Annotated in this window: 12 protein-coding genes, 5 tRNA genes and 1 riboswitch; of the genes, 6 read left to right on the top strand and 11 right to left on the bottom strand. The window is 38.6% G+C overall.

The features are described 5' to 3' along the window. The 5 genes from ACO6FI_RS12420 to ung form a co-directional block, all read right to left on the bottom strand. On the bottom strand, window positions 1–766 hold a 766-nt coding region (locus ACO6FI_RS12420), incomplete at its 3' end, for a radical SAM family protein (protein ID WP_485457608.1). A gap of 14 nt (window positions 767–780) precedes the next feature. Beyond that, window positions 781–2,511: an ABC transporter ATP-binding protein gene (locus ACO6FI_RS12415; protein ID WP_485457607.1), complete on the bottom strand. Its 1,731-nt coding sequence runs from the start codon at window positions 2,509–2,511 to the stop codon at window positions 781–783. Between the two features lie 11 nt (window positions 2,512–2,522). Next, window positions 2,523–4,238, bottom strand: a complete 1,716-nt coding sequence (locus ACO6FI_RS12410) for an ABC transporter ATP-binding protein (protein ID WP_485457606.1) — start codon at window positions 4,236–4,238, stop codon at window positions 2,523–2,525. A gap of 128 nt (window positions 4,239–4,366) precedes the next feature. Next, the gene (locus tag ACO6FI_RS12405; RefSeq protein ID WP_485457605.1) at window positions 4,367–5,200 is read right to left on the bottom strand and encodes an undecaprenyl-diphosphate phosphatase; all 834 of its coding nucleotides are present in this window, start codon (window positions 5,198–5,200) and stop codon (window positions 4,367–4,369) included. Between the two features lie 17 nt (window positions 5,201–5,217). Then, on the bottom strand, window positions 5,218–5,895 hold the full coding sequence (gene ung / locus ACO6FI_RS12400) for a uracil-DNA glycosylase (protein WP_485457604.1): 678 nt from the start codon (window positions 5,893–5,895) through the stop codon (window positions 5,218–5,220). 265 nt (window positions 5,896–6,160) lie between these two features. Here ung and ACO6FI_RS12395 point away from each other — a divergent pair, with 265 nt between their 5' ends. Further along, on the top strand, window positions 6,161–7,006 hold the full coding sequence (locus ACO6FI_RS12395) for a Rossmann-like domain-containing protein (RefSeq protein WP_485457603.1): 846 nt from the start codon (window positions 6,161–6,163) through the stop codon (window positions 7,004–7,006). Window positions 7,007–7,050: 44 nt separating this feature from the next. Here the strand turns inward: ACO6FI_RS12395 and ACO6FI_RS12390 are convergent, their stop codons facing one another. The 4 genes from ACO6FI_RS12390 to ACO6FI_RS12375 are packed head-to-tail and all read right to left on the bottom strand — an operon-like array spanning window position 7,051 to window position 9,856. Beyond that, the gene (locus tag ACO6FI_RS12390; protein ID WP_485457602.1) at window positions 7,051–7,830 is read right to left on the bottom strand and encodes an ABC transporter ATP-binding protein; all 780 of its coding nucleotides are present in this window, start codon (window positions 7,828–7,830) and stop codon (window positions 7,051–7,053) included. After that, entirely contained in the window at window positions 7,811–8,815 is a 1,005-nt protein-coding gene (locus ACO6FI_RS12385; RefSeq protein WP_485457601.1) for an ABC transporter substrate-binding protein, read from the bottom strand. Before ACO6FI_RS12385 ends, ACO6FI_RS12390 begins: the two co-directional genes overlap by 20 nt. Further along, entirely contained in the window at window positions 8,812–9,561 is a 750-nt protein-coding gene (locus ACO6FI_RS12380; RefSeq protein ID WP_485457600.1) for an ABC transporter permease, read from the bottom strand. Before ACO6FI_RS12380 ends, ACO6FI_RS12385 begins: the two co-directional genes overlap by 4 nt. Next, entirely contained in the window at window positions 9,551–9,856 is a 306-nt protein-coding gene (locus ACO6FI_RS12375) for a thiamine-binding protein (RefSeq protein WP_485457599.1), read from the bottom strand. Before ACO6FI_RS12375 ends, ACO6FI_RS12380 begins: the two co-directional genes overlap by 11 nt. A gap of 30 nt (window positions 9,857–9,886) precedes the next feature. Further along, a riboswitch (TPP riboswitch) is annotated at window positions 9,887–9,985 on the bottom strand. Between the two features lie 112 nt (window positions 9,986–10,097). Here ACO6FI_RS12375 and ACO6FI_RS12370 point away from each other — a divergent pair. The 5 genes from ACO6FI_RS12370 to ACO6FI_RS12350 all read left to right on the top strand — a co-directional run bounded on the left by ACO6FI_RS12370 (window position 10,098) and on the right by ACO6FI_RS12350 (window position 10,542). Continuing rightward, a tRNA-Trp gene (locus tag ACO6FI_RS12370) sits at window positions 10,098–10,168 on the top strand. 11 nt (window positions 10,169–10,179) lie between these two features. Then, window positions 10,180–10,253 (top strand) — tRNA-Pro (locus ACO6FI_RS12365). Window positions 10,254–10,260: 7 nt separating this feature from the next. Beyond that, a tRNA-Glu gene (locus tag ACO6FI_RS12360) sits at window positions 10,261–10,332 on the top strand. Window positions 10,333–10,358: 26 nt separating this feature from the next. After that, window positions 10,359–10,430 (top strand) — tRNA-Glu (locus ACO6FI_RS12355). Window positions 10,431–10,469: 39 nt separating this feature from the next. Further along, window positions 10,470–10,542: transfer RNA gene (locus tag ACO6FI_RS12350), tRNA-Thr, on the top strand. 41 nt (window positions 10,543–10,583) lie between these two features. Here the strand turns inward: ACO6FI_RS12350 and rsfS are convergent. Both rsfS and yqeK read right to left on the bottom strand, forming a co-directional pair. After that, on the bottom strand, window positions 10,584–10,922 hold the full coding sequence (gene rsfS, locus ACO6FI_RS12345) for a ribosome silencing factor (protein ID WP_485457598.1): 339 nt from the start codon (window positions 10,920–10,922) through the stop codon (window positions 10,584–10,586). Then, window positions 10,923–11,513, bottom strand: coding sequence for a bis(5'-nucleosyl)-tetraphosphatase (symmetrical) YqeK (gene yqeK / locus ACO6FI_RS12340; RefSeq protein WP_485457597.1), 591 nt, complete (start codon window positions 11,511–11,513; stop codon window positions 10,923–10,925). Between the last annotated feature and the right edge of the window lie 109 nt (window positions 11,514–11,622).

Genomic DNA, 11,622 nt, shown 5'->3' with positions numbered 1-11,622 from the left:
CCTTGATAAAAGGTACTACAGGTTTTGACAGATATGAAACGGTATCCATATTTTGTACAACAACTCTGTGCACAACACTTGGGACATTCTCATACTTCGGTGTGAATTTATCTATTGTGCCGTCAGGCTTATATGTCACATCATAAAACTCGGGGATATACATTCCTTCAATCTGTGCCGCCTTCAATAAAAACTCATGCTTTGACAGCTTATTTTTCTTACATTCCCTGTAAAGGTCAAGCAGCTTATCATATACCACTTCCCCCTCTCCTATATAGAATATATCGAAGAAAGGAGCCAAAGGCTCAGGATTATAGGCACATGGGCCTCCTCCTATAACTATCGGATACTCTTCACCTCGATCCTTTGCATACATCGGTATATGTGAGAGTTCAAGTACTTGCAATATGTTGGTATAGCACATCTCATACTGCAATGTGATTCCCAGAAAGTTTGCATCCTTTACATTTTCCTGACTCTCAAGTGAAAAAAGCGGTATATTCTTCTCTCTGAGTATCTTATCAAGATCCACCCAAGGTGAAAAAAGTCTCTCACAAAACGTATCTTCTCTCCTGTTTAACATATCGTATATAATCTGCATTCCGATATGGCTCATTCCGATCTCATATACATCTGGAAAGCACATCACAAACCTTATATCCACATCATCCAAATTTTTATCTCTTGAATTCAACTCGCCGCCTATATATCTGGCCGGCTTGTCAACGCTAAGCAGTATATCGTCGCTTAGTGCCAATTTTCTCATATATTCCTCTTTCTTTAAACCGCATTATTCAGTTCATAATAGAATCCCTTCATATCCATAAGTTCTTTATGGTTACCCTGTTCTATTATATGTCCGTCCTTAAGCACCAGTATCATATCCGCATTTCTTATTGTAGAAAGCCTGTGTGCCACTACAAAGCTTGTTCTTCCGACCATCATCTTATCAAATGCCTTACTTATTCTGGCTTCAGTCATAGTATCAATACTTGATGTGGCCTCATCAAGTATCAGCATCGGAGGTATTGCAAGCATTATTCTGGCAATACATAAAAGCTGTCTTTGGCCTGCCGACAGGTTTTCTCCGCCCTCACTGACTACAGTATCATAGCCGTCAGGCAATCTCTTTATAAAACTGTCCGCATACGCTTCCTTGGCGGCCTTTTCCACCTCTTCAAAGCTTGCATCAGGCTTTCCGAAAGCTATATTTTCCCTGATTGTGGCATTCTTTAACCATGTCTCCTGCAAAACCATACCGAAGTTCTCTCTGATGGATTTTCTTGTCACATCATATATATTCTTGCCCTCTATCTTTATACTGCCGCCATCCACATCATAAAAGCGCATCAAAAGATTTATAATAGTTGACTTTCCACTTCCGGTAGGTCCCACTATGGCAATTCTTTGTCCGGCCTTCACATCCAAGTTAAGATCCTCAATAAGTTTCTTTGACTTGTCATATGAGAAGTAAACATGTGAAATCTCCACATTTCCGTCCACATCCTTTAAAACATTATTGGAATCTTTGTCAGGCAATATCTCCTTTTCATCTATCAGCGCAAATACTCTTGCGGCACAGGCAAATGAATTTTGAAGTTCCGTTACCACACCTGATATCTCATTAAAAGGCTTTGTATACTGTGTAGCATAGCTGAGTACCGAAGCCAGCTGTCCTACACTCATCTTTCCCGTTATTGAAAGCAGCGCTCCTGCAATGGCCACGCCTGCATATACAAGCGCATTTACAAATCTGGTTGCAGGAAAAGCTATAGCGGAAATAAAAATGGCATTTTGACTTGCCACTCTAAGCGCCTCATCTGATTCTTTAAAATTATCTTCTACCCTACTCTCCATAGTGAAGTTTTTTACAGTACTTAATCCTGCAATCATTTCATCCACTATTCCGGTCATCCTCGCCCTTCTTTCAGACTGTGACTTGAAATGCTTATAAGTATTCTTTGCAATAAAACCTGCTACAAGTACTGCAAGCGGTGTGACAAGAAGTACAACCAAAGTTACATACACATTTATTGTAAACAGTATTATTATAGTAAGTACTATAGTCAACGCACCCGTAAAAAACTGTGCAAATCCCATCAGGAGGCCTTCCGAAAACTGATCCACATCATTGATTACCTTATTTATAATCTCTCCATGGCTGTTGGAATCAACATATGATATAGGCAGCTTCATAAGTTTTTTAAAAGCCTGATTTCTTATATCTCTGACCATATGATAGGCAACACCGTTGTTTATAGCGGTCATACACCACTGTGAAGCTACCGTAACAGCCATCATTATAACCATCAATATCACAATTTTTGAAAGCTTTATAAAATCCACATTTCCCTTTGAAATTATGGTATCCACAGCTCTACCTGTAAGTATCGGCAAATACAGTGTAGTAAGTACAATAACCACAGCCAATAAAAGACTGACAACCATTCTTAGCTTGTACGGGCTTAAAAGATCCAAAATTCTCTTTAATGTATTTTTATTTTTTTTCATTTGAATCCTCCTTAAGACATAACCTGTGAATTATATATTTCTTTATATATAGGACTGTTCTCCAAAAGCTCATCATGAGTTCCGATTCCTACTATTTTACCGTCGTCAAGTACCACTATTCTGTCCGCATTCTTTATGGAAACTATTCTCTGACTTACAATAATCGTAGTAATATCTTTTATCTGTCTTATCGCTTTTCTAAGTCTTGAGTCTGTAGCGTAATCAAGTGCCGATGACGAGTCGTCAAGTATCAATATACCTGCCTTTTTAACTAAGCTTCTTGCAATGGAAAGTCTCTGCTTTTGACCTCCTGAGAAATTATTGCCGTACATTGCAACTTCGGAATCAAGTCTTTTTTCTTTTGAATTTATAACATCTGTTGCCTGAGCGATATCGGCAGCTTCAAAAAGTTCACTATCGCTTGCATTTTCATCTCCCCAAAGCAGGTTATCTCTGATATCTCCTCTAAAGAGCCTTGATTTTTGTTCCACCAATGCCACATTTTTTCTTATAGAGTCCAAGCTGCACTCTTTTATGTCTTTACCTGCAAGTTTTATACTGCCTCTGCTTATATCATAAAATCTCGGTATCAGATTTATAAGTGAACTCTTACCTGAACCTGTACCTCCTATAATTCCTACAGTCTCACCTTTTTTTATAGAAAGTGAAATATCTGAAATTGCTTCTTCCTTGGCCTTAGGATATGCAAATCCTACATTTTCAAATGTAATTATGTCTCCGTTATATCCTGCCAAATCCAGTTCACAGCTTCCACCTGTTATAGAAGACTTAATATCAAAAATCTCGTTTATTCTCTTTGCACAGGCACTTGCTTTTGACAAAAGAATAATAAGATTTGCAAACTTTACAAGTTCAACCAAGATTTGTGACATATAGTTGATCAATGCCACTACCTGACCTGTAGTAAGATTTCCTATATTTACCTGCACCGCACCTGCCTTAAGTATTGCCACAATACCTAAGTTTACAACCACATATGTGAGCGGATTTAAAAGAGCAGATATATTACCTACCAAAGCCTGATCGTTATACAGATCCTTTGTTGCCTTATCGTACTCGTCTACCTCACTGTTTTCCTTTGAAAAAGCACGGATAACTCTGATACCTGTAAGGTTCTCTCCTGTTTTTCCAAGTACTCTGTCAAGCTTTCTTTGCACATTTCTGTAAAGTCCGATGCTTTTTGACATTATAAGCGCAACTATTATTGCAAGTATTATTATTACGGTAAGCGCAATCATCGACATCTTCGGGTCTATATGAAAAGACATTATAAATGCGCCTGCCACTATAAAAGGCGACCTGAGCACAAGTCTGAAAAATCTGTTCACACCGTTTTGTACCTGATCACTATCATTTGTAACTCTGGTTACCAATGTATCTCTTCCAAGCACATCTATCTCTGCATGTGAAAACCCTAAAATATGGGCAAACAAATCATCTCTCAGCTTGGTTCCGAAACCTGTAGCGGCCTTTGCGCTGAAATACTGCGCTACAATCGCAGAGGTAAGCCCTATTACCGCCAAGGTTACAAGCAATATACCCATCTTTATGATGTAGTTTGAATCCTTATTTGCAATACCTACATCAATTATCCTTGCTATAACTATCGGAACCAAAAGCTCAAATGCCGCCTCCAAAAGCTTAAACAAAGGCGCAAGAGCCGACTCCAATTTATATTCCTTCAAATAACGAGCTAATCTAAGCATATTCTAAGCATACTCCTCCTATCCAATCGCATACAATTTCTTTATGATAATGCTTTTTTGCATTATTGTAAAGAAAAAAGGCATATATTTACATTGAAAAAACTTCATATATAAATATATGCCCTTAATCATTTCATCAAAGAAGATACAAAATACCACACAAGCACTATAAGCCCGAGTACTATTCTGTAGTATCCGAAGAACTTGAAATCGTTTTTCTTTATCCAATTTAGCAAGAAACTTATGGAGAAAATAGATACAAGGAACGCGACCATCATTCCTAAAAGCAGATAGACAATCTCAGCCATACTGTAGTGGAACCCGAACTTTACAAGCTTTAAAAGACTTGCACCGAACATTATCGGAATACTCAAAAAGAATGAAAACTCAGCCGCTACAGACCTTGACGCACCTAAAATCATACCGCCTATAATAGTCGCTCCTGACCTTGAAGTTCCCGGTATAAGTGCAAGAACCTGAAACGCTCCGATAAAAAGTGCCGTCTGATAGTCTATAGAATATACCTTTGTAATACTGTCCACCCTCTTTTTATTTGAGTTCTCTATAAGAATGAACAACACGCCGTATACAATAAGTGCCATCGCCACTATAAATCCGTTGTAAAGATGTGCGTCCAACCAGTCGTCTATCAGTACGCCGAGCATTGCGGCAGGTAAACAGGCAACTATTATCTTCTTCCAAAGTTCAATGGTAAGATACCTCATCTTTAGACTCTTACCCCTGCCGAAAGGATTCAACTTTCTAAAATACAGTACTACCACCGCCAAAATGGCACCCAGCTGTATAACAACCATAAACATTGATTTGAACTCTTCACTTGCATTAAGCTTTATCAGCTCGTCCACCAAAATCATATGTCCTGTGGAGCTTATAGGCAGCCACTCCGTAATACCCTCTACAATACCAATAATTATAACTTTCAGTATCTCCAGTATATTCATACTATCCCTTTCTACGATTATATATTCTCTATCTGCCAGTCAATCGGCGAGATATTATTATCCGTCAAAAATTTATTTGCCTTTGAAAAATGCTTACATCCGAAAAATCCTCTGTATGCCGAGAGCGGACTCGGATGTACTGTAGTCAAAATCAAGTGCTTCGGATTATTAAGCATCTTTTTCTTTGCTATTGCGGCACTGCCCCACAGCATGAAGACTATCGGCCTGTCGGTGTCATTTATTGTCTTTATTATAGCATCTGTAAACTGTTCCCATCCCTTGCCCTGATGTGAAAACGCGGCATGAGCTCTGACTGTAAGTATCGTATTCAGCATAAGAACACCTTGCTTTGCCCATTTTACAAGGTTTCCGTTGTTGGGTATATATGTACCCACATCATCATGAAGTTCTTTATATATATTCACAAGTGAAGGCGGAATCCTTCTTTGTGATGTTGGAACGGAAAATGACAGACCATGAGCCTGATTTTCATTATGGTAAGGGTCCTGTCCCAAAATAACCACCTTGATTTCTGAAAGAGGTGTAAGATGCAGAGCCTCAAACAGCTTATCTGAAGGCGGATATATAATATGCGTAGCATACTCCTGTTTTACAAAATTGTATAAATCTCTATAGTAGGGCTTTTTAAACTCAGGCTCAAGCACAGCCTTCCACTCTCCACTCAACTCACTCATATGAATCCTCAATTCATGTAAAATCATCTAAAATATGTGTACTGTCACATAAAAAACAGACCACATACTAAAGTACATGGTCTATTTTAGCATAGCCGATACAGGTATACAAGGTAGTAAAAACGAATATAAAAATATTACAAGACTTTCAAAGGGCATTTCCTATATATTTAATTCATTTACAAAACAATATGTTTAACCTATAATATTATCAAATTTTATATAAATATACGTTATACGGAAGTTTATATTTGAAAGGGGATTTATGAAGGATATACAAAGAATACTTGAGCTGAATCTGGCTCTTTATAAGAAATATGATATACCTGTCGCAAAGCTTGACGAATTTGTTTTCGGATTTAAGTGGGCAATGGCTGTTGACAGCAACAAAAAGATAAGTTTTGCCCTCAGAATCGGTAAAGAAAAGCCTGTCAGCGAGTATGAGCCGATAATAAGAAGTCTTATAGGAAAACCGCTTGATGAGTGTATCACGGATCTTATGTTAAAGGATGATGTAACTCTTAGGACACTGCTTGTCGTACTCAGCAATTTAATGAGCAAACCGTTCAACAGTGTTGAACGGTTGGAAAAACGAGGTATCAAGCGTACCGCAGGTCTTGGCTTTGACTATGATGTAAGCAATATGAAAGTCGGACTTATAGGCTATGGTGTATATTTAAGATTTCTGCTGAATAAATGTAAGGAATTCCATGCATTTGACCTCACACCTGAAAAAAGAATCTTAAGTTACAGGATTTCAAAAGACAGTACAGAAGTTTACCCGAAGAACATATTCTTCCATCTGGGTGATGACGCTCTGAACCATAGAGATGTGCTTGAAAGTCTTGATGCGGTCATCATGTCCGGCTCCACTTTAGTCAATGAATCCTACCTTGACATATTAAAGGCTTGCAGCAATGCAAAACTTAAGGGAATTTACGGTCCGAGTAATGAGCTTTCTCCAGACTATCTGTTTGAATGCGGTTACAACTATATTTTCAGCATGGACGCAAAAGAAAGTGACAGATACCTTGAATGTTCATTTGCACCGATGCCTGACTTTTCCACATTTGAACTTATGAATCTTTATGAACTGAAGAAAATAAACTGATACAAATACCCCTCGGATTATCAACACTCCAAGGGGTACTTAATCTAAAACTTTTTACCCTCACTGCCGTTTTCAAGATTTCTTAAAACCTCTTTTTTATACTTCAAAAAGCTTTCACTGAGTTTGAAATCATTATTTCTGTTATTTACCTCTATTTTAAGTTCAGCTTTTATAGTTGACGGTGTATTCCCCAATATATAAATCCTGTCCGATAAAAGTATCGCCTCATCCACATCATGAGTTATAAATATGGTGGAAGTATTATATCTTCTCCTCATATTCATATACCACTCATGCATCTCATCCTTTGTAATGGCGTCAAGTGCTGAAAAAGGCTCGTCAAGTAAGGACACATCTTTTGAAAAAAGATAAGTTCTAAGCAGTGCGATTCTCTGTCTCATACCTCCTGAGAGTTCCCTCGGATACTTATTTGCATATGCATCAAGCTTAAACTCTTTTAACATTTCTTTTGCTTTTTCTATTGCTGTACTCTTTTTTTCTCTTTTTATCAGAAGAGGTAATGCCACATTCTCCTCGATTTTTAGATACGGAAGCAAAAGATCTTTTTGAAATGAGTAACTTATAATACCCGATTTTCCGGTTATATCCTCTCCTTCATATACTATTTTCCCCGTATCGGGTTTTAAAAGACCTGCAATTATATTAAAAAGAGTACTCTTACCGCTTCCGCTTACTCCAAGCAATGATACAAGCTCATTTTTATACAATTTCAAATTTACACCTGTAATTATCTCTCTTTTGTCATATGCAAAGCCTATATCCTTAGCCTCTAAAAGAGGCTCGCTATTTTGTGATAAATTCATTATCAAGTCCTGCTCCCTCATCTATCTGACTTTCCAACAGATTATTATCGTTCAGCCATCTATAGAAGTTTTTCCATCTCTCACTGTCGATATATCCCCAAGGAACATCCTTATCAATATAGCAAGCGGATAAGTACTCCTGTGACGCGCTTGCAAGCTTTGTGTCAATCTCAGGGGCATACTTAAGTAAGATTTCCGCCGCATCCTTAGGATTGCCTGCCGCAAACTCATATCCCTTTTTAGTAGCATCCAAAAACTTCTTGACGGTATCTTTGTCATTTTTTATCATATTGTCATTTGTAATGATTACCGGAGTGTAATAGTCAAATGTCGGATTGATATCTTTAAATGCAAAATAGTCAAATTCAAAATTCTTTACATTGGCTGCAATACCTGCCCAACCGTAGTATACCCACACAGCATCTATCTGCTTTGTGCTAAGTGCCGATACCTCATCAGTGACTGTAGAAGGCACAAGCTCAACCTTTGAAAAGTCGCCTCCGTCTTTTTCCACCACATTTTTTATAATTGCTTTTTCTATCGGAAGATCCCATGTAGCATACTTTTTACCCTCAAGTCCTTTAGGAGTTGTGATGCCGTCTCCCTTTCTTGACATTATTCCCGAGGTGTTATGCTGTGTTATTGCTGCAACAGCCTTTATAGGAAGCGGATCGGCCTTTGACAGTGCACCTGCCAAAGTGTCCTGAAAAGATATACCGAAATCGGCTTTACCGCTTGCAACCAAAACCTCCGCACCGTCTTCAGGCGGCTGTACTATCTCAAGCTCAATGCCTGCATCCTTATAATACCCCTTCTCCATTGCCACATACAGGCCTGTATGATTGGTATTGGGTGTCCAGTCAAGCACCAGCTTTAGTTTTTTCTCTCCCGAATCCGACTGCTTTTGAGCACCGCAAGCCATACTTGCCACGGCTATAGCAAACAAACTTAAACCTACACATAAATTCTTAACTGTCTTTCTCATTTTTCCTCCCACGGCATGGATAATTTTTGTAACAAATCCACCGCCTTTAATAATAATAAACTGAGTATTGAAATAATAATAATAACTGCAAACATCTTGTCAAAGGCATATGCCTTTCTGACTCTGGTCATATACACTCCGAGTCCTCTAAACCCGCCAAGCCACTCGGATATCACTCCTCCTACCACAGAGTATGAAGCTGAAATCTTAAGTGCAGCAAAAAACTTCCCCATAGAAGACGGCAGCTTGATAAACTTATATATATCAAACTCACTTGCACCCATCGACTTAAGCAGGTTTATCTCATCCTTATCTGCACTCTTAAAGCTTTCCAAAAGCCCTATCGTTATAGGAAAGAATGTAACAAGTATTATAAGTATAACCTTCGGCAACAAATCGTATCCGAACCAAAGTACCAAAAGCGGCGCTATGGCTATTGTCGGTATGGTCTGAGAAATGATAACAAAAGGATAAAAGGTCTTATATACCTTTATAAATCTGTCCATCAAAAGTGCAAATATAAGTCCAAGTAATACGCCCAGTAAAAGTCCGATCAGGCTTTCCGCCAATGTAACGGCCAGATGGTACATCAGCAGAGGAAAATCTTCTACCAATGCCTTTACTATCTGAATGGGTGACGGCATCAAAAACTCCGGTATCACCTTCGATGTACAAAGTATCTGCCAAACCGCCAAAAATACAATGCCGAAAGCAATCGGATATATACTGTCTTTTTTATTTTTCATCTAAATGGTGTTTTGTTACCTTTCTGTCTATTGTAAGTAAATCTCCGTCCGGTTTGAAGCTTACCTTGATATATGCCATTACCGCAGGTGCCCCTGCCCTTATCGCTATATGCTGACATTCTTTTACTATGTCCATAAGCTCGTCATAATCACCCTCAATAGTCGTCTCAAACGGACCTACATAATACTTATATCCTGTACTCTTTATATAAGCTATTACCTCGTCCACTATCCTGACTGTCTCATCATTGTCATAAACCTCCGGTAATGTCTGTATCGCTACGCTTGCATTCATATGTCTCCCTCCAAAAAAACAGACTGCCATACGGCAGTCTGTTTTCTTTCCTACGCCGGCATTACCCGGATCAGGTTATGGGTTAAGGTAAAACCTCTCTCAGCCGTATAAGCACCCCTTTGATATATTACTTAGATTATAATACTAATATAAATTTTTTCAACAAAAACTTTTTTTAAAAAATAAAAATAATTGTTGACATATTAAAGTTTTACTGATATAGTATCAAAGTACCTTGCAGAGGGGAATAGTTCAATGGTAGAGCAACGGTCTCCAAAACCGTAAATGGGGGTTCGAGCCCCTCTTCCCCTGCTTGATTTTCTCGAGGTGTGGCTCAGTTTGGTGGAGTGCAGCGTTCGGGACGCTGAGGTCGCAAGTTCGAATCTTGTCACCTCGATTTTTTCGGCCAATTGGTCAAGCGGCTAAGACGGCGCCCTCTCACGGCGCAAACCCGGGTTCGATTCCCGGATTGGTCATCTAAAAGTTAATATCCCGATTTTTCGGCCAATTGGTCAAGCGGCTAAGACGACGCCCTCTCACGGCGTAAACCCGGGTTCGATTCCCGGATTGGTCATCTAAGGAAGAGATAAGCTCTTCCTTTGTTTGTATATATGCTTGTGTAGCACAGTTGGTAGTGCAACTCATTCGTAATGAGTAGGTCGTCGGTTCGAGTCCGATCGCGAGCTTAAAAAAGCTGTCACAATGAAGTGGCAGCTTTCTTTTATGTCTATATCTCTACTTCCGTTCCGTCTCTCCAGATTCTGTCAAGATCATAGAATGCTCTGTCCTCTCTAAGGAAAATGTGCACCACTATATCTCTGTAGTCAAGCAACACCCATGTAGCATTCTTATTTCCTTCAACAGCCTTCGGAAGTATTCCCTCTTTTCCCAAAACAAAATCTATTTCATCTGAAATAGCCTGTACCTGATTTATATTGTTGGCACTTGCTATTATAAAATAATCTGCAATTGAGCTTACTTTACTGATATCGATGACCTTAATATCATCGCCTTTTTTATCCTCAATAATATTATAAATCTTTTTTACAATCTCTTTTAATTCCATCTACACCTCATCACTTAGTTCATATGTGAACTTATCAATATACATCCCCTGGCTACCTAAATATTCAATAGTCGACTTCGCTATCACCTTCACCGCCTCAGATATATCATGAAAAGAAAGAGTCCTTATCCTGTCAAGGTCAGGCAATTTCTTTCTGTTAGGTTCAATATAATCTGCAACAAAGACAATTTTTTCCAACATAGTCATATCTTTTTTACCGGTAGTATGCCATCTTATCGCCGAAAGTATATCCTTATCTTCTATTCTATAGTCTTTTTTTGCCAAATACGGTGCGTATACGGCATGAAGAATCTGCGGTGCCTTATCAGCTATCAAAGCCACATAATCTCCGTCTGTATAAGGATCGATATATCCTTTCATATCATCCTTAAGCTCAGAAGATTTTTTAGCCTTGGCAACATCATGTAAAATTCCTGCAAGTTCCGCCTTCAATATATCTTCACCGTAGCACATGGCAAGCGCCGCCGCAGTATACGCTACTCCAAGAGTATGTTCATATCTTTTTTTCGGTAACTTTTCTTTTAAATCCGCCTTTATAAGGTCAATATTTTCACGACTGAAATCAAACATATATTTTATTCTCTTTTATATACCTGCAAACACTTTTCGGAACATATTTTTCTATATCTTCTCCCGCTTTTGCCAGCTCTCTAATCATTGTTGAAGATATATCCACATC

It is taken from the genome of Lachnoanaerobaculum sp., assembly GCF_057250505.1.
This window is presented reverse-complemented; position numbering and strand designations above follow the sequence as displayed.